Source organism: Sphaerisporangium sp. TRM90804 (assembly GCF_029846175.1).
In the GTDB taxonomy this organism is placed as follows: Bacteria; Actinomycetota; Actinomycetes; order Streptosporangiales; family Streptosporangiaceae; genus Sphaerisporangium.
Genome location: NZ_JARWAC010000002.1, coordinates 315,726 through 339,828, shown reverse-complemented (window position 1 = coordinate 339,828; position 24,103 = coordinate 315,726). Strand labels below are relative to the sequence as shown.

The following is a 24,103-nucleotide window of genomic DNA, read 5'->3' as shown; positions in this document are numbered from 1 at the left end:
ATGGCCGCCGGAGCGCGTTCCTGCTCGTCGCGGGCACACTACGGCCAACCACCGCAATGCACGAAATGTACGCAATGGTGACCTAGGTCACTGCGCGCGGCATAGTCGCTCGACCGGACGTAACACCATCCTCACCACGACAAGGAGGGCCGCGTGACCACGCCTACGCCCCCGGCGGCGCCTCAGCCCCCGGACCCGTCCCCGCGCCCGGCGCACCGGGACCGCACTCACTGGTTGTACATCGGCGTGATCATCGCGGTGATCGCGGGCATCGCGGTCGGCCTGGCGGCCCCCGACGCCGGGGTGGCCCTGAAGCCGCTCGGCACCGGCTTCGTCAACCTGATCAAGATGATGATCAGCCCCATCATCTTCTGCACCATCGTGCTCGGCGTCGGCTCGGTGGCGCAGGCCGCCAAGGTCGGCAAGGTGGGCGGCCTGGCGCTGGGCTACTTCATCACCATGTCCCTGGTCGCGCTGCTCATCGGCCTCGTGGTGGGCAACCTGGTCCACCCGGGCGAGGGCCTGCTGCTGACCGACGAGCTGCGCAAGGCCGGCGAGGAGCAGGCCGCCAAGGGCGGCGAGAGCGACACGGTCACCTTCCTGCTCGGCATCATCCCGACGACGCTGGTCTCGGCGTTCACCGAGGGGCAGGTGCTGCAGACGCTGCTGGTGGCGCTGCTCACCGGCTTCGCGCTGCAGCTCATGGGCACCCGCGGGGCGCCGATCCTGTCCGGCATCGCCCACATCCAGCGGCTGGTGTTCCGCATCCTGGCCATGATCATGTGGGCCGCCCCGATCGGCGCGTTCGGCGCCATGGCGGCGGTCACCGGCGCGGGCGGGTTCGACGCGCTGGCGAGCCTCGGCATGCTCATGCTGGGCTTCTACCTGACCTGCGTGCTGTTCGTCGGCTTCGTGCTCGGCCCTGTGCTGTGGCTCGTCGCCCGTATCAACCTCTGGTCGCTGCTGCGCTACCTGGGCCGCGAGTTCCTGCTCATCCTGTCGACGTCCTCCTCGGAGTCGGCGCTTCCCCGCCTGATCGCCAAGATGGAGCACCTCGGGGCGAGCCGCACGGTCGTCGGCATCACCGTGCCGACGGGCTACTCGTTCAACCTCGACGGCACCATGATCTACCTGACGATGGCGACGCTGTTCGTGGCCAGCGCGACCGGCGCCCCGCTGTCGATCGGCGAGCAGGTCTCCCTGCTGATCTTCATGATGATCGCCTCCAAGGGCGCCGCGGGCGTCACCGGCGCGGGCCTCGCCACGCTGGCCGGCGCGCTCCAGTCGCACCGCCCCGCCCTGGTGGACGGCGTGGGCCTCATCGTCGGCATCGACCGGTTCATGTCCGAGGCGCGCGCGCTGACCAACTTCGCCGGCAACGCCGTGGCCACCGTCCTGATCGCCACGTGGGTCGACGACTTCGACCGTGACCGCGCCGAGGAGGTCCTCGCCGGCCGGGCTCCCTTCGACGAGGCCACCCTGGTGGACGACCACGCCGGCAACTCGGCACCGCCCCCGGCCCCGCCCGCCGACCGCGCCCCGGCCATGTCCCCCCGCTAGCGCCCGGACGCCTGGACGCCCGCCCCGGCACCGCCGGCGGCGGGCGTCCGGCCGTTCACGGGACGACCCGGTAGTGGGTGGTCAGCCGCCCCGCGTCGTCCAGGACGTGGAAGGCGACCCCGGGCGGCTGCGCGAGGTCGAGGGGGTCCTCGGCGTGCGCCCGGTGCTCCCAGGGGAGCCGGAGCGTGGAGACGACTCCCGGCGCCACCAGCAGCGGGCGCCCGGCGAAGGTGGTCGCCGCGGAGGTGTGGGCGTGCCCGGCCAGGAAGGCCGTGAGGTTGGGGCGGCGGGCCGCGATCGCGGCGAGGCGCTCCGCGCCGAACTGGCGGATGGCGTCGACGTAGGGGATGTGCAGCGGGACCGGCGGGTGGTGGAAGCCGACCAGGACGGGCACCCCGGCCGGGGCCCGCGCCAGGACGTCGTCCAGCCACGCGAGCGTCTCGTCCTCCAGGAAGCCCTCGTCCTTGCCGGGCACGGAGGAGTCGCACAGGGCGATGACGACGCCGGGCGCGTGGTGCGCCTGGTTGACCGGTGACGCCGACTCCGGCTGCCCGAGCATGTGCCGCCGGAACGCGGCGCGCTCGTCGTGGTTGCCGGGACAGATCAGCAGCGGGTGCCGGGAGGTCAGCAGCCGGCGGGCCCGCTCGTACTCGGCCGGCAGGGCGTGGTCGGCGATGTCCCCGGTGACCAGGACGGCGTCCAGGTCGTAGGGGAGATCCTCCAGGTATTCCATGACGGCGCGCGTGCGTTCGACGCTGCGCCGGTCGTCGTCGACGTGGACGTCGCTGAGGTGGGCGATAACGATCACCGCCGGGGCTCCCTTCGGTCGGTACGGCCGCCGGCCCGACTCGCCGGCCACGGGAGACCCATGCGTCTAGCCCGGACGGCCGGCGAGGTAGACCTGCTTGGCGAGGGTGGTCAGGCGGGCGGCGGAGTCGCGGTACGACGAGCCGGCCGGCTGGAGGGTGAGCACGGCGAGGATCAGGCGGTCGCCCTTGCCGGCCAGGCCCGTCGTGTGCAGGACCGGGCGGCTGAGGTCGACCGGGGGAGTGAGGCGCACGGTGCCGGGCGCGGGCGTGCGCGCCGGGGCCGGGGTGCTCGCGGGGCCGGACGCGCCGCCCGCGGGCGGCGAGGCGCCGGCCGCGCCGGAGCAGGGAACCGCGGGCACGGTGCCGTAGCCCGACCAGCCCTGCTTGACGGCCCAGGGTCGGGGGACGGCGCGCGGGATGCCGAAGTACTGGTCGAAGCCGTCGGAGGCGCACTCGGTGGCGGCGCGCAGGTGCCCGAGGATCAGCGCGCGGTTCGCGGGCCTGGCGTGATCGAGCAGGTAGCGGTAGGTGCGCACCACGTCGGACACGCTGAGCGCGGTGTAGCCCCAGAAGCCGGGCTTTCCGGCGGGCGGCGGCCCGGAGTCGCGCAGCCCGGCCCGGCGCGCCATGCGGTAGATGATCTTTCCCTGGCCGCCGCGTCCCCAGAAGGAGGTGGCGGCGTCGTCGTCGCTGGACCGGAGCATGCGGGCGAGCAGGGCGCGGTCGCCGGACGGGATCTCGGCGCCCGCCTCGCGGGACTCCAGGTAGTCCAGGGCGATCAGGATCTTGACCACGGACGCCGACCTGAACCGGGCGTGCGCGTTGCGGGAGAGCGTCGCCTTGCCCGTGACCCGGTCGACGACCATGTACGCCGCCGTGGTGCCGGCCGGCACGCGCGGCGCCGTGGCGGAGGCCGGCCGCGGGGGCGTGCTCGTGCCGGCGGAGGCCGGTGCCCCGTTGGCGCCGGCCGTCGGCGTGCCGCCGGAGGCGGCCGGCGTCGCGGCGGAGGCGGGGGCCCCGGAGGCGGGGGCCGGCGCGCCGGAGCCGGAGACCGGTGCCGCCGGGGCGGCGCAGCCCACTGTGCCGGTGGTCAGCACCGCGGTCGCCAGGGCCGTCACCAGGGGAACGCGGATGGGAATCACCTAGACATCCCTACCAGATCGGTCCCCTCGATACCGCCGATCCGGTGATCCAGTGGTAGATGTGCCTTCTCGGCCTGTTCGACCCGCCCCCGCGCGGGAAGACGGGACGAAGACGTAGGCGCCCGGCCGCACGGGCTTCGGTGAGGAGTGTCATGAACGTACTGGGTATCGACATCGGCGGGTCGGGCATCAAGGGCGCCCCGGTCGACACGGAGGCCGGGACGCTGCTGGGCGAGCGCTTCCGCATCCCTACGCCGTCCCCCTCGGAGCCCGCGCCGGTCGCCGAGGTGGTCCGCCAGATCGTGGACCACTTCTCGTGGACGGGCCCGGTGGGGGTCACCTTCCCCGGCGTGGTCGCCGACGGGGTGACCCGCACCGCCGCGAACGTCGACCGCGCGTGGATCGGCCTGGACGCGCGCAAGCTGTTCACCGAGGCCACCGGCCGGGAGGTGGTCGTCCTGAACGACGCCGACGCCGCGGGCGTGGCCGAGGCGCGGTTCGGCACCGGGCGGGGCCGCAAGGGCCTGATCCTCATGCTCACCTTCGGCACCGGCATCGGCAGCGCCCTGATCATGGACGGCGTGCTCGTCCCGAACACCGAGTTCGGGCACCTGGAGATCGACGGCCACGAGGCCGAGCACCGCGCCTCCGACCACGCCCGCGAGAAGCACGACCTGAGCTGGGACAAGTGGGCGCACCGCGTGCAGGAGTACCTGGAGCACGTCGAGATGCTGCTGTCGCCGTCCCTGATCGTCATCGGCGGCGGGGTCAGCAAGAAGCCCGAGCGGTTCCTCCCGCACATCCACCTGCCGAACACGCCGGTCGTCACCGCCGCCCTGCAGAACAACGCGGGCATCATCGGCGCGGCGCTGGCGGCCGTTCCCCCCGTGGGCGCGGGAGTGCGCGCCTGAAGGGAGCGGCCCTGCGCGGGGGAGATCGTCGTTGACGGACGACCTCGGTGTTTGGGCCGGTCTCTGAGGGCACCTAGTAACGGACGATGAGACACACGCGGATGCTTGGGATGGAGGAAGCATGGAGGTGACCATCTCTTTGCGCCTGCCGCGGGACGCGGCGAGCGTGTCCGTCACCCGGCAGGTGCTCGGAGCGGAGTTGGACGTGCTCGGGGTCGAGCGCTCGATCAGGGACGACATCGAGCTGATGCTCTCCGAGGCGTGTTCGAACGTGATCAGGCACGCCACCGAGGCCGACGAGTACACCGTCAGCGTCGAGCTCGCCGGAGACCAGTGCGTGATCACCGTGGTCGACACCGGCAGCGGGTTCACCCCCGAGCAGGTCGAAGGCAGCAAGTCCCCGCTCGACCTCGGCGAGGACGGCTCTCCCATGGCCGAGAACGGCCGCGGGCTGCAGATCATGCGCGCGCTCGCCGACGACGTGCGCTTCAGCAACCGTCCGCGCAGGGGCGCGATCGTGTGCCTGGAGAAGACGCTGAAGTTCGTCGAAGACTCGCCGGGGCTGATGTTGATCTCCCGCTGACGGGCCCGGCCTGATCGCTCCCGGTAATCGATTGGCGGTGACCGGGGGCGGGTTGCTTATCCTTTCGGGTGGCGGCCGTCCGACGGGACGGCCGGGAAAGCGATCATGGGAACGCCTGCGTTGAAATCACCCCTCACCGACCTTCAGGACCGCCTGCCCGCGCTCATGCTGCGCGACGAGCTCAGGCTGCGCCGGCGCCTCGACGGCGCCAGGAGGGTCAGGGACGGCAAGGCGCTGCGGGCGATCACCGAGCAGGTCGCCAGCGAGATCCAGGCGGCCGAGGCCCGGGTCGGCGCCCGGCGGGCGCTGACGCCGCCGATCACCTACCCCGAGAACCTGCCGGTCAGCCAGCGCAAGGACGACATCCTGGCGGCCATCCGCGACAACCAGGTGGTCATCGTCGCGGGGGAGACCGGCAGCGGCAAGACCACGCAGATCCCCAAGATCTGCCTGGAGCTCGGCCGGGGGGTCAGGGGCCAGATCGGGCACACCCAGCCGCGGCGGATCGCCGCCCGCACGGTGGCCGAGCGCATCGCCGAGGAGCTGGACACCCCGCTGGGCGAGGCCGTCGGCTACAAGGTGCGCTTCACCGACCACTCCGGCGAGGGCACCCTGGTCAAGCTGATGACCGACGGCATCCTGCTGGCCGAGATGCAGCGCGACCGGCTTCTGTCCCGGTACGACACGCTGATCATCGACGAGGCGCACGAGCGCAGCCTCAACATCGACTTCATCCTCGGCTACCTGAAGCAGCTGCTGCCCCGCCGGCCCGACCTGAAGGTCGTCATCACCTCGGCCACCATCGACCCCGACCGGTTCTCCCGCCACTTCGGCGGCGCGCCCATCGTCGAGGTGTCCGGCCGCACCTACCCCGTCGAGGTCCGCTACCGGCCGATCACCGAGGAGCAGGAGGACCAGGCGCAGGCCATCGTGGAGGCGGTCGACGAGCTGTGCGCCGAGGGGCCCGGCGACATCCTGGTCTTCCTCAGCGGCGAGCGCGAGATCAGGGACACCGCCGAGGCGCTCAAGGGCCGCCAGGAGGAGGTCCTCCCGCTGTACGCCCGGCTGTCGGCGGGCGAGCAGCACCGGGTGTTCCAGCGGCACCGCGGGCGCAGGATCGTGCTGGCCACCAACGTCGCCGAGACCTCGCTCACCGTGCCGGGCATCAAGTACGTCGTCGACCCCGGCTTCGCCCGCGTCTCCCGCTACAGCCACCGGCTCAAGGTGCAGCGCCTGCCGATCGAGCCGATCTCGCAGGCGTCCGCCAACCAGCGCAAGGGCCGCTGCGGGCGCACCTCCGACGGCGTGTGCATCCGCCTGTACGACGAGGACGACTTCACCGGCAGGCCGGAGTTCACCGACCCGGAGATCCTGCGCACCAACCTGGCGTCGGTCATCCTGCAGATGACCTCGCTCGGCCTGGGCGACATCGGGGCGTTCCCGTTCGTCGAGCCGCCCGACCAGCGGCAGGTGAAGGACGGCGTCAACCTGCTCATCGAGCTGGGCGCCTTCGACCAGCACCGCAAGATGACCCCGGTCGGCGGCCGGCTCGCGCAGCTCCCGATCGACCCGCGCCTGGCCCGCATGGTGCTGGAGGCCGACGGCAACGGCTGCGCCGCCGAGGTCATGGTGATCGCCGCCGCGCTGTCCATCCAGGACCCGCGGGAGCGGCCCTCGGAGAAGCAGGCCCAGGCCGACCAGAAGCACGCGCGTTACGTCGACAAGGAGTCGGACTTCCTCACCTATCTCAACCTGTGGGAGTTCATCCGCGAGCAGCAGCGCGAGCTGTCCTCCAGCCAGTTCCGGCGCATGTGCAAGGCCGACTTCCTCAACTACCTGCGCGTGCGCGAGTGGCAGGACATCTACAGCCAGCTCAAGCAGGTCGCCAAGGGCATGGGCGTCACCCTCAACACCGTCCGGCCCGACGCGCAGCGCATCCACGTCTCCCTGCTGGCCGGGCTGCTGTCGCACATCGGGCTGATGGACGTCGAGAAGGCCGACAAGAAGGACGAAGGCCCGCGCCGGCGTCCGATGCGTGAGTACGTCGGGGCGCGCAACGCGCGGTTCGCCATCTTCCCCGGCTCGGCGCTGGCCAGGAAGCAGCCCCGCTGGGTGATGGCCGGCGAGCTGGTGGAGACCTCCCGGCTGTGGGCGCGGGTGGTCGCCAAGATCGAGCCCGAGTGGGTGGAGCCGCTCGCCGCCCACCTGGTCAAGCGCAACTACAGCGAGCCGCACTGGGAGCGCAACCAGGGCGCCGTCGTCGCGCTCGAGAAGGTCACGCTGTACGGGGTGCCCATCGTGGTCGACCGCAAGGTCAACTACGGCCGCATCGACCCGGAGCTGTCGCGCGACCTGTTCATCCGGCACGCCCTGGTCGAGGGCGACTGGGAGACCCACCACGGCTTCCTCAAGGAGAACCGCAGGCTGCTGTCGGAGGTCGAGGAGCTGGAGAACCGCGCCAGGCGCCGCGACATCCTGGTGGACGACGAGACGCTCTTCGACTTCTACGACCAGCGGGTGCCCGAGAGCGTGGTGTCGGCCGCCCACTTCGACTCCTGGTGGAAGACCGCGCGCGAGTCCGAGCCCGAGCTGCTGACGTTCTCCACCGACATGCTCATCAACCAGGGGGCGGACGCCGGCGGCCTGCAGGACGCCTACCCCGACGTGTGGCGGCAGCAGGGCCAGCGCATGCGGCTCAGCTACCAGTTCGAGCCGGGCGCCGACGCCGACGGCGTCACCGTGCACGTCCCGCTGCAGGTGCTCAACCAGGTCGAGGACCACGGCTTCGACTGGCAGATCCCCGGCCTGCGCGAGGAGCTGGTCACCGAGCTGATCCGCTCGCTGCCCAAGCCGGTGCGCCGCAACTTCGTGCCCGCGCCGAACTTCGCCAAGCGGGTCCTGGAGCGGGTGACCCCGGGCGGCGAGCCGCTGACCGAGGCCGTCGGCCGCGAGCTGTTCAACCTCACCGGCGTACGGGTGCCGCCGGACGCCTGGGATCCGGCGCGCCTGCCCGACCACCTGCGCGTCACCTACCGCGTGGTCGACGAGCGCAGGCGCACGGTCGCCGAGGACAAGGACCTCACGGCGCTCAAACGACGCCTCGCCCCCAAGATGCGCGCCACGCTCGCCCGCGCGGGCGAGCATCTCGAACGTTCGGGCCTGCGCTCGTGGACCATCGGCGAGCTGCCCAAGGTGTTCGAGCAGGGCCGCCTGCGCGCCTACCCCGCCCTGGTCGACGAGGGCGCGGGGGTCGCCGTCCGCGTCTTCGAGACCGAGGCCGAGCAGCGCGCCGCGATGTGGGCCGGCGCCCGCCGCCTGGTGCTGCTGAACGTCACCTCACCGGCCAAGGCCATCCTGCGCGGCCTCACCACCAGGCAGAAGCTGGCCCTCAGCCACAGCCCGCACCGCGACGCCGCCGCGCTGTTCGAGGACTGCGTCACCTGCGCGGCCGACAAGCTCATCGCCGAGGCCGGCGGCCCCGCCTGGACCGCCGAGCACTTCAGGCGCATCCACGACCACGTGCGCGCCGAGCTGTACGACACGACGTCCGAGGTCGTCTCGCGCGTCGAGGGAATCCTCACCGTCTGGCAGGCCGCCCGCACCACCCTGAGCGGCATGAAGAGCCCGGCGGACACCCTGGAGGAGATCGGCGAGCACCTGTCGGGCCTGATCCACCCGGGCTTCGTCACCGGCACCGGCTTCCGCAGGCTCCCCGACCTGCAGCGCTATCTCAGGGCGGTCGAACGCCGCCTGGAGAAGCTGCCCGACGACCCCTACCGCGACCGGGAGCGGATGCTCCAGCTCGACGAGATCCACGCCGCCTACGAGGAGACCCTCGACCGCCTCCCGCCCGAGCGCCGCACCGAGGAGCGCGTCGTCGCCGTCCGCTGGATGCTGGAGGAGCTCCGGGTCAGCTTCTTCGCCCAGACCCTCGGCACCCCGTACCCCGTCTCGGAGAAACGCATCCGCAAGGCCATGGCCGACCTGCTCCCCTGATCCGCCCACCGTCGGCGCCCGTGCCTGGCCCGCCCCGCGACCGTGTCGGCCCACCGGCCGGGCGCTCAGGGGAGGAAGATCGCGGTGTCGAGGTCGAAGTCGATCGGTTCGGGCAGGTGCAGGGGCTTGCCCATGGTGACCTGGGTGACCGTCTGATACCGGCCGTCCTCGGGATCGCCGAACAGGCTGACCGCCGGCGGCGAGGCCACCGGGTCGATCACGAGCATCATCGGGACGTTCCCACGCGCGTAGACGCGGGGCTTCTCCTCTCGATCCTCACGAACGCTGCCCGCCGACACCACCTCGGCCACCAGCACCAGACCGGAGGACAGCAGCTCGCGCAGGCCCCAGCGCGGGCAGTCGACGGGCGCGAGCACGAAGTCGGGAACGAGCGGCTCACGTGGCCCCTCGGCGCACACGTCGACGTTTCCCGTGAACGCCTCCCAGCCCCGCGCGTCGATGCACGGCAGGAGGGCGCGGTACAACTGCATGGCGGAACGGCCGTGCTCGGGGGTGCCCATCGGGCTCACGATCATTCTCCCGTTGAGAATCTCGATGTGGAGGGGAAGCTGTGGCAGGGCGTCGAACAGTTCGCGCGGTGTGGTCGGGAGGGGAAGGTCCCCCGATTCCGGCGAAGGAACGAACGTGGCATGTCGTGCCGGTGGCCGTGGTTCCGGCTTCGGCTGCGGGCCGGGGGGCGGCTGGAGTGCGGCGGTCTCCTCTTGCGGCTGCGTGAGGTCCGCGAACTCAATGGCGGGCGGGGGGGACGGGGGCGAAGGGGGGACGCGCTTGGTGCGGGACTTCTTCGTCGTGGTGGCCATGGTTCGGTCCTTTCCGTGTTCGGTCGGACACACTCAGTATTCCAGGTGAGGCGTGCGGAAGGGTGTTGAACGCGGTGGGTGATCTTCCGCTGACTAAGTGTGGAAGGTTGGAGGCGTGGAGGGCCGGACATGCGGGAGGGCCGGGGGTGGCCCGGCCCTCCTGGGTCTAGCTGAGTGACCTCTCCGGTGTTCGCGGGTGGGCGGCGGGAAGCGCCCGTGAGGCTGTGGCGTGCTCCGCCCTCCCCGCCTGGAGCGTGGTCAGGACGGGAGGAGCTGGGCCATGTCGACGGGGAACCTGTCGGCGGCGAAGTCGTCGGGGCGGATGGCGCGCAGGACGGTGCCGGCCAGCACCGGGTCGAGCTGGATCATGAGCTTCGCGGTGTCCGGCTGGCTGAAGAACTGCATGGTCATCGAGACCAGCTCGGTGTCGCCCGACGAATACACCTTGGCGGGATACAGCTTTCCGGTTCTGCTCTGTCCCTTGAGCCCGTAGTAATGCTCGAAGGCGGGCATCGCGGTCACGTCGTAGGCGGGTTCTTTTCCGTCGCCGTAAATGTCGAGAAGCACGGCGCCGTTCATGCGCGTGTGGAGAATGCGCTGGAGGCGCATCCATTCGACCACGGGCAGGTAGAACTCGACCTGGTGGCCGATCTCGTGCACGACGGTGGAGATCTCGTCCATCACCGAGAGGCACACCTTGTTGCCGACGCGCGCGGCGTTCGCGCGGTACTTCGTCACGCGGGTGCCGATCCAGAACCGGCCGGGCTCGACGGTGTCCTCGGTGATCTCGATGTTCGCGACGTGCTGCTCCGGCGGGCGGCGGGACGGGAGGACGAGGGCGGCGTAGATCATCATCCCGATCGGCGCGTTCTTGTAGAACGCCTCGGCGTGCTTCTGGAAGTGCTTCTGCGTCTTGGCCCCGTCGGTCGCGACGATCTTGGGAAGGCTGCCGCCCTCGGCGCCGGAGCCCTTGGCGATCTTGCCGCTGTACATGGCCTTCACCACCGGCAGCGCTTCCAGGGCCTCGGCGAGCTTGGCCTTCTGGCCGACGTCGGGGTCGACCGGCATATGGCTCGCGGCGCGGACCTGCTCGGCGGCCTCGGTGAGCGGGTCCTTCAGCGAGTTGGGCGCGTGGTTGGCGATCAGGGCCTTGATGTCGGCGGGGATCGCGGCCGTGTTCGCGTAGACCTGCCGCTCGGCGGCGACGACGTGCGGCTCGAACCGCGCGCGCACCCGTGCCTTCACCTGCTCCCTCTCGGCCTCGGTCGCTTCGTGGTGCAGGACGTCCGCCCCGTACGACGCGGCCGCCTTCAGCGTGACCATGTCCACGTACCCCTGGACCGAGCTGCCGGCGACCATGAAGGCGCAGGCGTGCATCGCCGCGTCCACGTGGACGTCGAGGTTCTGCTTCTGGTGGGCGGGGAGCGCGTCGATGCCGGGGTCGGCGACGGCGGCCTGGAACAGGTTCAGCGCGGGCTGGGAGATCATCACCTGGGTGACGCCGGCTTCCTTCACATGGTCTTCCAGCCGGGCCAGCAGCAGCTGGAAGTCGGTGGGCGCGGGCTTCCCCGGTTCGGGCTTCGGCCTCGTCCGATCACCACGCATGGCGCTGTCGGGGGAGGGCTGGACGGGCATCATGAAGAGCCCCTTCCGTAGAGGGTTTGTCGTGCAGATCAGAGGGAAGTCGTCGCCGAATGGCGGGGCGAGAAATCAAGCGGGAATCGGCAGCTTGAGCAGTGTAAATCAGACGAATATTCGGGGCAATTGGCTGTGCCTGCCTGTCCGCTTTCGGCCAGGTGGGCGAATATAAATGCTCATATATCACGAAATGCACCGGAACGCGGTTGAAGGGGCCGGCGGGTTCTCTGGAGCTCTGTGAGCATGGCGGGGCACCGCCGGAAAGGTGAGGAACGACGGCGAGTAGGGTCGTGACGGGCCGAGAGAGAGGACTGTCCGGGTGATCCGTGCGCTGGTGTTCGACGTCGGGGAGACGCTCATCGACGAGACGCGCATCTGGTCGCGCTGGGCCGACCGGCTGGGGGTGTCGCGGTTCACCATGCTCGGCGTGCTCGGCGGCATGGCCGCGCTCGACCTGCCGCACGCGCACGCCTTCCAGGTGGTGCGGCCCGGCCTCGACCTCGCGGCCGAGATCGACGCCTGGCGGCGGGAGGATCCGGACGGCCTGAGGGAGAACTTCGACGCCGACGACCTGTATCCCGACGTGCGCCCCGGCCTGGCGGCGCTGCGCGAGGCCGGGTACCGGGTGGTCATCGCGGGCAACCAGCCCCCCCAGGCCTACGACGCGCTGACCGCGATGGACCTCCCGGCCGACTCCGTCCACACTTCGGCGGGGTGGGGCGTCAGCAAGCCCGACCAGGCGTTCTTCGCGAAGGTCGCCGCCGTCGTCGGCCGCGACCCCGCCGAGATCCTCTACGTCGGCGACCGCCTCGACAACGACGTGCTCCCCGCCCGCGCCGCCGGCATGCGCACCGCCCTGCTCCGCCGCGGCCCCTGGGGCCACCTCCACGCCGAACGCCCCGACGCCGCCCTGGCCGACCTCGTCGTCAACCGCATCACCGACCTCCCCCAAGCCCTGGCCACCGACCTCCTGTAACCGCCCCGAGGCGAGACGGGAGACGGTGGGTGGCGGCGCTGGATGGTGGCCTAGTGGGGGTCGGTGGTGGCGGGCTGGTCGGCGGGGGTCGGGGGGCGGTCGGGGGCCGGGGGGTCTTGGGGTGGGGGGATGATCAAGGAGTGGGGGAGCAGGACCACGGCGGTGGTGCCGCCGTAGGGGGAGCGGCGGAGGGTGACCATCACGTCGTGGCGGGAGGCCAGGCGGCTCACCACGAACAGGCCCAGACGGTCGCTGTCGGCCAGGTTGAACTCCGGGGGGTCGATGAGACGGCGGTTGACCTCGGCGCGGTCCTCGTCGTTCATGCCGAGGCCCCGGTCCTCGATCTCGACGGCGAAGCCCCGGCCCACGAGCTGGCCCCTGATGGTGACGCGGGTGCTCGGCGGGGAGAACACGGTGGCGTTCTCGACCAGCTCGGCCAGCATATGGATCACGTCGGCGACCGCGGTCCCCACCAGCGCGGTGTCCGACATCGGCAGCACGGTGACGCGTTTGTAGTCCTCGACCTCGGCGACCGCTCCGCGCACCACGTCGTGCATCGGCACGGGCTTGCGCCACGCCCGGCCCGCCGGGGCGCCCGAGAGGATGATCAGGCCCTCGGCCTGGCGCCGCATGCGCGTGGTGAGGTGGTCCAGGCGGAACAGGTCGGCCAGCGCGTCGGGCGCGTTGGTCTTGCGCTGCATCGTGTCGAGCTGGGTGAGCTGGCGGTGCAGCAGCGACTGGTTGCGCCGGGCCAGGTTGCGGAACACCTGGCTGACGCCCTTGCGCAGGTCTGCCTGCCCGACGGCGGCCTCGACCGCGGTGCGCCGCACCGTCGACAACGCCTGGGCGACGTCCTGCGCCTCCACCGTGGTGCCGTCGATGACGATGGGCGGCGCCTCGGTGTCCACGTCCACCGGCTCGCTGTCGCGCAGCTTGGCCACCACGCGCGGCAGCCGCACGTCGGCGAGGTCCAGGGCCGCGCTGCGAAGGTCGGTCAGCTCACGCGCGAGCCCGCGGCCGAGCCGGGTCGACAGCACCACCGCGGCCAGGATCGCCAGCAGGCCGACGCCGCCCGCGACCACGATCTGCGTGATGATGACCGACGCGCCGGCGCTCGCCCGGTCGTTGAGCATCCGGGCCCGGTCGGCGGCGAGCGTGTCCATGCGCGCCCCCAGCGTCTGGGCCAGCGGCTGCCAGGCGGTGGCGTCCACGGGCAGGTCGCCCCGCGAGACGACCTGGTTCTCCATGGTGGTGAACCGCCGGTACTCGGTGGAGTCCAGCAGCCGGTCGTACGGCGGGCGCAGCTCGGCGTCCAGCGCCTGGACGCCGCGGCCGAGCAGCAGCCGCCGCCCGGCGACCGTCTGGGCGAAGGCCCGCTGCTCCTCGGCGGGCAGCGAACCCTGCTCGATCGCCCCTGAGAGCAGGGCGTCCTCCTGCGAGAGCAGCTCCCGCGCCCTGGTGATGGTCTGCAGCCCGACCGCCTGCCGGTAGAGCGACAGCTCCGGGACGGTGACCAGCCCGTCGTAAAGGCGGTAGAGGGTGTCCTGGATGCGGGTGTACTCCTGGATGGCGCGCAGGCGGCTCATCACCCGGCCGTCCACGTCCTCGCGGATCACCGTCAGGCTCTCCAGCTGTCTCTCCAGCTCGACCACCCGCTCGACGACCTCGGGCCCGGTGGCCGACTGCCCCTCCAAGGAGGTGGCGCGCTGGTGGAACAGCACCACCGCCTGGTCGGTCGCGTGCCGCGCCGGCCCGAGGCGCCCGCCTTCGGGGCCGGTGCCGCTGAGGAACAGCGCGGACTGCCGGCGCTCCAGCCCGAGCCGCTCGGCCAGCATCTGCGCGGGCGCCGCCACCTGGTCGTACAGCGTGGCAGCCCTGCGCTGCTCGAAGAAGTCGCCCACGATGTGCCCGGTGATGAACACCCACAGCAGGATGAGCGCGGCGATGGGCAGGCTGAGCAGCGAGTACAGCTTGAAGCGGATCGTGCGGTTGCGCAGCGCCGGGTCCGCGTGCCTGGCGTTCGGCCGGGGGAAGGCGATCCGGCGCGGAGCCCGGCCCGGGTCCGCGACGTTCACTGTGGGGTCAGCACCCACGACGTACCTCCGCGGTGGAATCGGCAAGGTGGACGCGGCCTGCCCGCCCGGCGCCGGTGACGGTGGCGACGCACCGTCCCGCGCCGTCGGCGACCAGCGCGTCGTACGGGTCGCGCCCGTCCGGGTCGACGGAGAAGACGGCGAAGTCGGCGCGCGAGCCGGGGGCGAGGGAGCCGATGCGGCCGGGCCCGGCGGAAAGGCCCAGGGCGCGGGCGCCGCCGGCCGTCGCGGCCTCGACCAGCCGCCGCGACAGGTCGGGCGCCCGGTAGCCCTGCTCGCGGGCGAGGTCGCGCAGCAGGCGGACGTCTTCGAGCAGGTCGAGCGAGGGCGAGGAGGCCAGGGAGTCGGTGCCCACCGCGATCGGGCCGCCCTCGTCGAGCAGCGCGGCCACCGGCGGGCCGTCCAGGCCGAGGGTGCGGTTGGAACGCGGGCACAGGGCCACGCTGACGCCGCGCTCGCGAAGCAGCGCGCGCTCCGAGGCGTCGAGGTGGACGCCGTGCGCGACGTGGCACTGCGGTCCGAGCAGGCCGAGGGAGTCAAGGAACGCCACCGGCCCGTGCCCGGTGCCGCCCACGCGCAGGATCTCGAAGTCGAACCCCAGGTCCCTGACGAGCTGGGCGATGGGCCCGGTGCCGGACACCGTGTACTCCCGCTCGTGCGCGGACTCCAGCAGGTGGATGTGCCGGCGCAGCCCGAACGCGCGGGTGAGGATGGCGAGGTCGGCCAGCACTCCGGTGTCCAGGGTGTACGGCGCGTGCGGCGAGACGCCGATCGCGGCGGAGTCGCCCAGTTCGTGCACGTGGGTGGCCAGCCTGTGGCGCCCGGCCTGGGCCCAGCTCGTGTCGGTGTCGCCGAGCACCTCCAGGTACGAGATGCCCGCCAGCCCCGTCTCGGCGAGGACGGGCACCGCCTCGACGTCGGTGACGACGTCGGCGACCGCCGTCGTGCCGTGGCGCAGCGCGAGCAGCGCGCCCTCCCGGGCGGCCGACGCCCAGTCGGCGCCTGCGGAGGAGAAGTAGACCGCGTCGAAGGCGCCCGACCACTCCTCGAACGTGCTGTACACCCGGCGCCCGACGTCGGCCATGCGGGTGAACTGCAGGTGCGTGTGGGCGTTGACCAGCCCGGCCACCAGCATGCCCGGCCAGCGGATCTCCTCGGCCCCCGGGTGTGAGGCCAGGACGTCGCGGCGGGAGCCCACGGCCTGCACGCAGCCGTGCCGCACGGCCACCGCGCCGTCGGCGACGGGGGGACGGGAGACCGGCATGACCAGCGGCGCGGAGTGGATCACGGCACCCATACCGACTCCGTCAGGCCGAGGAACCGGGCGGCCACCATCACCGCGGCCATGGCGGCGAACCCCGCCAGGATCGAGTAGTCGACGCGGTCGAAGGCCAGCTCCCGCATCCAGGTGCGCGTGCGGCCGCCGAACCCCCGCAGGTCCATCGCGTTGACCGTGTCCTCGGCGTCGATCAGCGCGTTGACGGTCACCGGGATGACCACCGGCTTCAGGGCGAGCAGCCGCTTCACCGGGTTGCGGCCGCGCGGGTGCTCGTAGCCCCGGATGCGCTGGGCGTCGATGGTCTCGCGGAAGCTCGCCCACGTGGAGGGCAGGAAGCGGAACGTCAGGTCGACGCCGTAGGCCAGCCGCTGCGACAGCCCGAGACGCGCGAACGCCACCCCCAGGTCGGACGGCCGGATGTTGAACGCCACCGGGAAGCTCACCATGGCCAGGGAGATGTACCGCACGAGAACGGTCGCGGCGTACGACAGCGTGGCCCAGGTGATGTCGCTGCCGGTGAGCGGGACCGTGAAGAGCACCTCGCCGCCGGCGCGGGTGTCGGTCGAGGTGATGACGCTGTTCACGACGACGAGCAGGGTGGTGAAGGCCAGCATGAAGGCCCAGTTGGCCCGCACACCGCGCCACGGGATGCCCGCGGCGCGGTAGTACACGAGCGCGGCCACCGTGCACGCCAGGATGGCGCGCAGGTCGTCGATCCCCGCCACGGCTACGAGGTACAGCACGGGGACCAGCAGGAGCACCCGCGGATCGCGGCGGCTCAGGAAGGACCCCGCGCCCAGATAGCGCGGCGTGACATCCACTGTTACCGTCCGGTCCGCTTCGACAGCGGCTCCCAGACGGCGTCCAGCGCGGGGGTCAGGATGACGACGGCGATGCCGTTGGCCAGCAGCGCGGGCCCGTAGTTGAGGGTGAGGAACGTGGTGAAGTCGATGCCCTGCACCCAGATGTCGGTGATGACGAACAGCAGGCCCAGCGCGGTGGCCGCCAGGGACCCCAGGGCCGTGACGACCAGGCGCAGGGCCTCGCCCCTGATCGGCGGCAGGTAGGCGAAGATCAGCCCGGCGAAGGCGCCGACCAGGCCGTTGGCGACGCTCCAGTTCCAGAACGTCAGGCCGTACCCCGAGATCAGGTCGATGATCGCGTTGCCGACGAAGCCGACGAAGAAGCCGGCGACGACGCCGAAGCGCTTGCCGAAGAACGGCACCAGCGCGAACGCGGGTCGCACCGCGACGCTCTGGGTGCCCGGGATGATGAAGCTGAACAGGCCGAGCACGGCGTACAGCGCCGCGCCGACCGCGCCGAACACGACCGTGCGGGAGGAGATCGCGAAGATCGGCTCCCGTGGGGCGGCCGCGCCCGTGTTGGCTGGTTCGTAGGTCATGGTGCGGTTCCTTCCTGGGGGGATGGGTTGGAACGTTCGAGGGTGGACAGGCGCCGGGCCAGGTCGAACGGGTGCGGGAGCGGCCCCGCGTCGGGCAGGTGGTCGCGCGCCGCCGCGACCAGGCTCGTGGCGCGCAGGCCCGCGCGCGACCACACCTGCCGGTCGCGTGCCAGCTCGGCGGGGGAGGCGTCGGCGACCACGCGGCCCTCGTCCACGACCACGACCCGGTCGGCGTGGGTCAGGGCGAGGTCGACGTCGTGGGTGATGAAGTAGACGCTCTCCACGCTGGGGGCGGCGAGGGCGTGGCCGAGGAACTCGTTGGTGGTGCGCAGGTCCTGCCCGGCGGTCGGCTCGTCCAGGATGAGCGTTCGCGGCCGCATCGCCAGCGCCAGCGCGACGGTGAGGCGCCGCTGCTGGCCGAACGACAGCGTGCGCGGCGGGCGCTCCATGACGTCCTGCTCGTCGTCCAGCAGCACCGCGCGCAGGGCCAGCCGGGACTCCTCGGCGATCTCCTCGGGGCTCCGGCCGAGGTTGCGCGGCCCGAACGCCAGCTCGCGGGCCACCGTGGCGCTGAACAGCGCCTGGCCGGGGTTCTGGAAGACGTACCCGAAGGTGGTGGCCAGGCTGAGCACCGACCGTTCGGCGACCGGCGCGCCGTCCACGAGCACCTCGCCCGCGGAGGCGGCGACGAGCAGCACGGCGGCCCGCAGCAGGGTGGACTTCCCCGCGCCGTTGGGCCCGAGGACGGCCACCCGCTCACGCGGGCCCAGGGCGAGGTCGACTCCGGTGAGCACCGTGTGTTCGCCGTACCCGAGCCGGGCACCGCGGTACTCCAGGCGCGGCGCGGCGTTCCGCTCCCGCGCGCGCGGCGGGGCGGGCGGGACCTCGGGCAGCTCCGCGGCCCGGGCCACCAGCGCGGAGAACGGCAGCCTGACGTGCCCGACCGGCGCCACCCGCAGGAACTCGGCGACCGGGCCCTGGTAGCCGGTGACGCCGCCTTCCAGGTAGAGCACCTCGGTGGGACCGAACTCCAGGATGTCCTCGACCCGGTGCTCGACGACCACGGCGGCGCCGCCCTCGTCGACGAACCGCCGCACCTCGCGCATCAGCCGCAGGCTCGCCGCCGGGTCGAGGTTGGCGAGCGGCTCGTCCACCACGACGACCGAGGGCCGCATCACCAGCACGCCCGCGAAGGCGACCATCTGCAGCTCCCCGCCGCTGAGCTCGGCGGTGGCGCGCTCCAGCAGATGGGTGATGCCGACGCGCGCGGCCACCTCGGCGATCCGCCGCCCGATCTCCTCGCGGGACAGCCCGAGGTTCTCCGGGCCGAAGGCCAGCTCCGCCGCGACCGTGGCGCCGACGACCTGTTTGCGCGGGTCCTGCAGCATGGTGCCGACCACCGAGGAGAGGTCGCGGATGGTGCGCCCGGCCGCCGGCCGGCCGCCGATGAGCACCTCCCCGCCGACCTGTGCGCGGTAGGCGTGCGGGATGAGGCCGTTGAGCAGGCGCAGGAGCGTGCTCTTGCCGCAGCCGGACGGCCCGCTCACGAGTGTGAGGTCGCCACGACGCACCGTGAGGGAGGTCGTGCCGAGCGCCGTCTGCCCGGTGGAAAGGTAGCGGACGGTCGCGTCACGGACCTCGATGAGCGCGGTCACGACGGGATCACCGTTCCCCTTTCTCGTACGGGCGTCCAGGAGCCGGCGCGGTGGCTCCTCCGATCTTTGCCCAGAGCAGGTTAAGGGAGAGATGATCTCGCAAGTGGCATTACCGGGGAAAGGGCAAATTTCGGGTGTGTCGTCCGATTTAAACGTTTCGGATAGCTGAATTACGGTCACGGTAAAGCGTTCCCCGTTACAAGAGTGTTTCGCGGGCGGGGCGATGTTCGAAAGGAAGCCGAGCGCCCGCCGGCCGGTTCGCGCCTTCCGGCGAAGCGCGCGATCACCGTCCATCTGGTTGAATCGGGGCAGAAGACGCGTCACGCCCCTCGGAGGGACGCATGCCTCGGCCGTCGCGGCCACTGGATCGGCGAACCGCCCCGAGGCTCCGCGCCGGTCACCGGCCAGGCCCTCGGGCGGGCGCGCGTCGTCGTCGCAGGCTGCTGGTCCGCCTGGCGCCCTCGATGGCCGGCATCGGCGCCGCCGTCGCGAGCGTGCTGGCCACCTCGCTGGACGTCTGGGACCTGCCGCTCGCCGTCAAGGTGGCGGTCACCATGCTCGCCGCCCTGCTGGTCGGGGTGCTCACCTGGGCCACCACCGGCGGCGGCGGGCATGAGGACGCCGGGTCGCCCGGGGCGGCGGGCGACGACGGGGTGCCCGCGCAGCTTCCCCCGGTCATCGAGCACTTCACCGGGCGAGGCGACTCGCTGGCGGAGCTGCGCCGCGCGTTCGCCGGCCGCCGCGCGGGCCGCAAGGACGCCCCGGCGGCGCCGCTCACCGTCTCGATCTTCGGGCCGGGCGGGGTCGGCAAGTCGGCGCTGGCCACGCGGTTCGCGCACGAGATCAAGGACGCCTACCCCGACGGCCAGCTCTACTTCGACCTGCGCGGCACCGAGCTGCCCGTGGAGCCGGAGGAGGTGCTGCTCGGGTTCCTGCGCGCGCTGGGGGTGCGGCTCACCACCGACCCGGGCGGCCCGCGCGAGCTGCAGAAGCTGTGGTGGACCTGGACCAGGGGCCGCCGAATCCTGATCTTCCTGGACAACGCGGAGCGGGGCGAGCAGGTCAGGGACATCATCCCGCCCGACTCGGGGTGCGCGGTCATCGTCACCTCGCGGCAGCCGCTCTTCCTGCTCAACGCGCACGACCGCAAGCTGTCGGTCTTCAGCGAGGCCCAGGCGGTGGAGCTGCTCGCCCGCCTCGCCGGGGACGACCGCGTCGCCGCCGACCCGGAGTCGGCCGAGCGCATCGCCCGCATGTGCGGTCTGCTGCCGCTGGCGATCAGCATCTGCGGCGGCCGCCTGCGCACCCGGGAGAGATGGACGCTCGCCGACTTCGCCGAGCGGCTGCGCGACGAGCGCCGCCGCCTCGACCAGCTGGAGGTCGCGCCCAAGATCGACCTCAGCGTGCGCGCGTCGCTCCAGCTCGGCTACGACACCTGCACCGACATCCAGCGGCGCCTGCTGCGCCTGCTGGCCCTGCTCTCCGCGCCCGACGTCCCCGGCTGGGTCGCGGGCGACCTGCTCGGCGTCTCGGCGATGGACGGGGAGGACCAGCTGGAGTCGCTGGTCGACGCCCAGCTCGTGGAGTTCCTCCACCAGGAGGGCGACCCGGGCGCGAGCACGCCGACGCGGTACCGGCTGCACGACCTGGTGCGCCTCTACGCCCGCGAGCGCGCGGTGCTGGAGGAGCCGGAGGAGGCGCGCCGTGCCGCCGTCGGGCGGGTCCTCGGCGGGTACCGCCGCAGGGCCGAGGCCGCCGCGACGGCCCGCTGGCCGCAGGACTGGCGCCGTCGCGGCGCGCAGCGCCAGGCCGGGGCGCTGGTGCTGGTGAACGAGCAGGCCCCGGCCGCCGAGTGGTTCAACGCCGAGCGGTTCGCGCTGCTGGCCGCCGTCCACCAGGCGCGCGCCCTGGGCATGTGGGAGCCGGCCTGGGGGCTGGGGCGGGCCTTCTGCTCGCTCAGCCACTCGCTGCGCGCCTACTGGTCCGACTGGCGGATCGCGGCCGAGACCGCCCACGAGGCGGCGGTCCAGATGGGGGACGCGCGCGCCCTCGGCATCGCCCTGCTGGAGCGGGCCGCCGTGCTGGGGGGCCAGGGCAGCCGCACGGACGCGCTGCGCGACGCCGAGCACGCCCTGCAGATCTTCACCGGCCTCGGCGAGTCCTGGTGGGCGGCCCGGGCGATGCGCTCGGTCGGCATGGCGCTGTTCAACGAGGGCGGCCTGGACCGGGGCAAGGGCTACCTCGTCGACGCCGTCGCCGTGTTCAAGGCCGAGGGCGACCGCTGGTGGTCGGCGCGCACCCAGCGCAACCTGGCGGAGCTGCTGATAGCGCAGCGCCGGCTCGGCGAGGCCCGCGAGCTGCTGGAGGAGGCGCTGGCGGTGTTCCAGGAGGACGCCAACCGCTACTCCGAGGCCCAGACCCAGCGCGCGCTCGGCGAGGTGCTGGGCGCCGAGGCCCGCGCGCTTCGGGCGGCGGGCGACCACGCGGCCGCCGAACGGAAGTACGCCATCGCGCGCAACGCCCTGCTGTTCGCGACCAAGGCCTTCCGCGACCGGCGGGAGGAGTGGGAGGAGGCCCGCTGCCTGCGGACGGCGGGGGAGATCGGCGACCCGGAGAACGGCCTGCAGGAGTACGCGTCGGTGGTGGCCGCCAAGGAGGCGCTGGAACGGCTCGGCGACTCCTGGGGCGTGGCGCGCAGCGAGGTCTCCGAGGGCCGTGCCCTGGCCCGCATCGGCCGGACCGACCGCGCGGTGGCCTCCCTGCGCCGCGCCGTGGCCGGCTTCGAGGCGCTGGACGACCGCTGGTGGCAGGCCAGGAGCCTGCGCACCCTGGCCGAGGTGCTCGCCGACGCCGGCCGTCCCGAGCAGGCCCGCGAGCCGGTCACGCAGGCCCTGGAGCTCTACCGCAGCCTCGGCAACCAGGCGGGCATGGCCCGCGCCCAGGGCGTCCTTCGCCGGGTGACCCACCCCGGCGCGACCTCCCCGACCGGCGAGGTCGCCTCCTCCTGACGCCGCCGCCTCCGCGACCGGCGAAGGTCACCTGCCGGCGGCGCCACCTCCCGACCGGCGGGGGTCGCCTCCTCCCGGCGGCGCCGTCTGCGCGACCGGCGAGAGTGGGCTCCTGACGGCGCCGCCTCCCGGCCGATGGGGTCGCCTCCTCGCGCCCCCGGCGGTCGGTGCGAACGGGCATGTGCTTGGCGCCGGGGCCGGCGCGCGTGGGGGACGGCCGGCCCCGGCTCGGGGGGTGGTCCTCAGGCGGCGGTGAGGGCGCGCAGGTGGTCGGCGGCCCTGCGGGCGGTGGTGAGGGTCGCGCGGAAGGTCAGCTCCATCTCCCGCGCCTGGTCGGTGAGCCGCAGCACGGGGGACAGGGCGGGGTCGTCCTCGGCGGTCTCGGCCAGGAGGCGCTCGTAGTCCGGGGTGCGCTCCCGCAGCACCCCGAGCCGCTGGTACGCCAGGTAGACGGCGTCCGCCCGCGCCACCTCCCCGGCGTAGTCCTCCAGAGCGGCCACGCGCGTCTCCAGCGAGCGCAGAACCTGGCCGAGCGCCTCCTCGTAGGGGGTGAAGGCCTGGGCGACGTCGTCGGGCAGGTCGCGCGGGACGATGCGGTCGTGCTCGGCCCGGGTCCGGGTGAGACCGGCCAGCCGCTGGCCGAGACGCCACAGCTCGGCGGGCAGGGTGACCGCGTTGTCGATCGCGTCGAGCAGGCCGGCGTGGTTGACCCGCGAGCCGAGCACCGTCGCGGCGGCGTCCTGTGCCCGGGCCATCAGCGCGCCGCATCCGGCGTCGAAGTCGTCGGGCAGCAGGAAACGGCCGGCGTGCGCGGACGCGATCCGCAGCCTGCGCCGCGCCTCGCGTTCGCGGGGGTCCCCCGCGAGCAGCTGGACGCCGCGGAAGCCGGTGGCGACCGCGCCGACGGTGACCATGCCCCACGGGCCGGTCAGCAGCAGCATGAACAGCAGCAGCGCCGTCATGCCCAGAAGGGTGGCGGGGGCGGGCCCGGACGCGGGCGGCGTCCGGCCGGCGCGCACGGCCTGGAGTGCTTCGGGGCTGTCGCGCAGCACGCGGGCGATGTCGGCCGGCAGCCAGGGATCGAGCACGAGCCCGGGGGAGGGACTTCGCGTTTTCACGTGAACTCCTCTGGAAGCGGGTGGAGGAGCGAATGGTCGCTTCTTTACATCACGCGCGGCCCGCGACCACGATGGCAGCCGCCACGCCCGGGGGGTGTCTTTTGACACTGTGCTCTCGCGGCATTTCCCTTGCGGACATTAAGCGCATATAGGCTGGGAAGTGATGAACGATCTGACGAGGTGGATAGCTCTAGACGGCGCCGCGAACGTGCGAGACCTGGGCGGTCTTCCCACGGTCGACGGCGGGACCACACGATTCGGACGCGTGCTGCGCTCCGACAACCTCCAGGGCCTCACCGACGCCGACGTCGCGCTCCTCGTCGGCGAGCTGAAACTGGCGGACGTGGTGGACCTGCGCACCACCACCGAGGTGTCGCTCGAAGGGCCCGGCCCGCTCACCCGGGTGCCCGAGGTCACCGTGCATCATCTGACACTCTTCCCCGAGGGCGGTCGCAACACCGACGTCGAGGCCGACACCGGCGTCCCCGGCGAGCGGGCCCGCGTCGACGGCGCCAAGGTGCTCCCCTGGCAGGGCAGGCGCGAGCACGATGACGCCGAGCGCAGGGTGCTCGGCTTCTACCACGGCTACCTGCGCGACCGGCCCGACTCGGTCGTCGCGGCGCTGCGCGTGCTGGCGAGCGGCGACGGCGCGGCGATCGTCCACTGCGCGGCCGGGAAGGACCGCACCGGAGTGGTGTGCGCGCTGGCCCTCTCGGTCGCCGGAGCCACCCGCGAGGCCATCGTGACCGACTACGCCGCGACCGGCGACCGCCTGGAGGGCATCCTCGCGCGCCTGCGGGAGAGCGACACCTACCGCGCCGACATGGACTCCCGCCCCGCCGAGAGCCACCGGCCGCGCCCGGTGTTCATGGAGAACTTCCTGCGGGTGCTCGACGAGACCTACGACGGCGCGCTCGGCTGGCTGGACCGCCACGGCTGGACGGCCGCCGACACGACCGCCCTGCGCGCCCGCCTCCTGGACTGACCCCGCACGCCCGAAGGCCCGGCGCCGCCGGGTCTGCCGGGCGCGCCACACGGCCGGCCCCGTCTGGCGGGGTTCCAGGGCGGCTGACCCGGCGTTCGGCGGCCGAGGTGTGCGCCGCGGGACGGCC

Annotated in this window: 17 protein-coding genes; 7 read left to right on the top strand and 10 right to left on the bottom strand. The window is 72.7% G+C overall.

What is annotated here, in order from left to right; all coding sequences use genetic code 11:
- The first annotated feature begins 234 nt into the window (after nucleotides 1-234).
- Nucleotides 235-1,560: a cation:dicarboxylase symporter family transporter gene (locus PYR91_RS03175; RefSeq protein ID WP_279777375.1), complete on the top strand. Its 1,326-nt coding sequence runs from the start codon at nucleotides 235-237 to the stop codon at nucleotides 1,558-1,560.
- A 55-nt stretch (nucleotides 1,561-1,615) separates the two neighbouring features.
- Here PYR91_RS03175 and PYR91_RS03170 read toward each other — a convergent pair whose 3' ends face one another.
- Nucleotides 1,616-2,368 carry a metallophosphoesterase gene (locus PYR91_RS03170; RefSeq protein ID WP_279777225.1) on the bottom strand — a complete coding sequence of 251 codons (753 nt, stop codon included), beginning with the start codon at nucleotides 2,366-2,368 and terminating at the stop codon, nucleotides 1,616-1,618.
- 66 nt (nucleotides 2,369-2,434) lie between these two features.
- Entirely contained in the window at nucleotides 2,435-3,511 is a 1,077-nt protein-coding gene (locus tag PYR91_RS03165) for a hypothetical protein (RefSeq protein WP_279777224.1), read from the bottom strand.
- A gap of 152 nt (nucleotides 3,512-3,663) precedes the next feature.
- On the opposite strand from PYR91_RS03165, the gene ppgK reads away from it, so the two are divergent.
- The 3 genes from ppgK (at nucleotide 3,664) to hrpA (ending at nucleotide 9,001) form a co-directional block, all read left to right on the top strand.
- The gene (gene ppgK, locus PYR91_RS03160; protein WP_279777223.1) at nucleotides 3,664-4,422 is read left to right on the top strand and encodes a polyphosphate--glucose phosphotransferase; all 759 of its coding nucleotides are present in this window, start codon (nucleotides 3,664-3,666) and stop codon (nucleotides 4,420-4,422) included.
- A gap of 121 nt (nucleotides 4,423-4,543) precedes the next feature.
- Entirely contained in the window at nucleotides 4,544-5,005 is a 462-nt protein-coding gene (locus PYR91_RS03155; RefSeq protein ID WP_279777222.1) for an ATP-binding protein, read from the top strand.
- Between the two features lie 105 nt (nucleotides 5,006-5,110).
- The gene (gene hrpA, locus PYR91_RS03150) at nucleotides 5,111-9,001 is read left to right on the top strand and encodes an ATP-dependent RNA helicase HrpA (protein WP_279777221.1); all 3,891 of its coding nucleotides are present in this window, start codon (nucleotides 5,111-5,113) and stop codon (nucleotides 8,999-9,001) included.
- A gap of 65 nt (nucleotides 9,002-9,066) precedes the next feature.
- Here hrpA and PYR91_RS03145 read toward each other — a convergent pair whose 3' ends face one another.
- Both PYR91_RS03145 and PYR91_RS03140 read right to left on the bottom strand, forming a co-directional pair.
- Complete coding sequence (locus tag PYR91_RS03145; protein WP_279777220.1) at nucleotides 9,067-9,537, bottom strand: Uma2 family endonuclease; 471 nt, start codon at nucleotides 9,535-9,537, stop codon at nucleotides 9,067-9,069.
- A 543-nt stretch (nucleotides 9,538-10,080) separates the two neighbouring features.
- A complete protein-coding gene (locus tag PYR91_RS03140; RefSeq protein WP_279777219.1) occupies nucleotides 10,081-11,460 on the bottom strand; it encodes a hypothetical protein in 1,380 nt (459 codons plus the stop codon).
- Nucleotides 11,461-11,779: 319 nt separating this feature from the next.
- Between PYR91_RS03140 and PYR91_RS03135 the strand changes: the two genes are divergently transcribed.
- Nucleotides 11,780-12,436 (top strand): HAD family hydrolase, encoded by a 657-nt coding sequence (locus PYR91_RS03135; RefSeq protein ID WP_279777218.1) that lies wholly within the window; start codon nucleotides 11,780-11,782, stop codon nucleotides 12,434-12,436.
- A gap of 50 nt (nucleotides 12,437-12,486) precedes the next feature.
- Here PYR91_RS03135 and PYR91_RS03130 read toward each other — a convergent pair whose 3' ends face one another.
- Genes PYR91_RS03130 through PYR91_RS03110 form a run of 5 tightly spaced genes read right to left on the bottom strand, consistent with a single transcriptional unit; the run spans nucleotide 12,487 to nucleotide 18,865 of the window.
- Nucleotides 12,487-14,511, bottom strand: coding sequence for a nitrate- and nitrite sensing domain-containing protein (locus tag PYR91_RS03130; protein ID WP_279777217.1), 2,025 nt, complete (start codon nucleotides 14,509-14,511; stop codon nucleotides 12,487-12,489).
- A 7-nt stretch (nucleotides 14,512-14,518) separates the two neighbouring features.
- Nucleotides 14,519-15,826, bottom strand: a complete 1,308-nt coding sequence (locus PYR91_RS03125) for an amidohydrolase family protein (RefSeq protein WP_279777216.1) — start codon at nucleotides 15,824-15,826, stop codon at nucleotides 14,519-14,521.
- A complete protein-coding gene (locus PYR91_RS03120) occupies nucleotides 15,814-16,629 on the bottom strand; it encodes an energy-coupling factor transporter transmembrane component T (RefSeq protein ID WP_279777215.1) in 816 nt (271 codons plus the stop codon). The genes PYR91_RS03125 and PYR91_RS03120 overlap by 13 nt, the downstream gene beginning before the upstream one ends.
- A gap of 2 nt (nucleotides 16,630-16,631) precedes the next feature.
- Nucleotides 16,632-17,210, bottom strand: a complete 579-nt coding sequence (locus tag PYR91_RS03115) for an ECF transporter S component (protein WP_279777214.1) — start codon at nucleotides 17,208-17,210, stop codon at nucleotides 16,632-16,634.
- Complete coding sequence (locus PYR91_RS03110; RefSeq protein ID WP_279777213.1) at nucleotides 17,207-18,865, bottom strand: ABC transporter ATP-binding protein; 1,659 nt, start codon at nucleotides 18,863-18,865, stop codon at nucleotides 17,207-17,209. The genes PYR91_RS03115 and PYR91_RS03110 overlap by 4 nt, the downstream gene beginning before the upstream one ends.
- 464 nt (nucleotides 18,866-19,329) lie before the next feature.
- Between PYR91_RS03110 and PYR91_RS03105 the strand changes: the two genes are divergently transcribed.
- Complete coding sequence (locus PYR91_RS03105) at nucleotides 19,330-21,873, top strand: tetratricopeptide repeat protein (RefSeq protein WP_279777212.1); 2,544 nt, start codon at nucleotides 19,330-19,332, stop codon at nucleotides 21,871-21,873.
- A gap of 242 nt (nucleotides 21,874-22,115) precedes the next feature.
- On the opposite strand, the gene PYR91_RS03100 is transcribed toward PYR91_RS03105, so the two are convergent.
- On the bottom strand, nucleotides 22,116-22,991 hold the full coding sequence (locus PYR91_RS03100; protein ID WP_279777211.1) for a hypothetical protein: 876 nt from the start codon (nucleotides 22,989-22,991) through the stop codon (nucleotides 22,116-22,118).
- Nucleotides 22,992-23,154: 163 nt separating this feature from the next.
- Between PYR91_RS03100 and PYR91_RS03095 the strand changes: the two genes are divergently transcribed.
- Nucleotides 23,155-23,976, top strand: a complete 822-nt coding sequence (locus PYR91_RS03095) for a tyrosine-protein phosphatase (RefSeq protein WP_279777210.1) — start codon at nucleotides 23,155-23,157, stop codon at nucleotides 23,974-23,976.
- The last annotated feature ends 127 nt before the right edge of the window (nucleotides 23,977-24,103 follow it).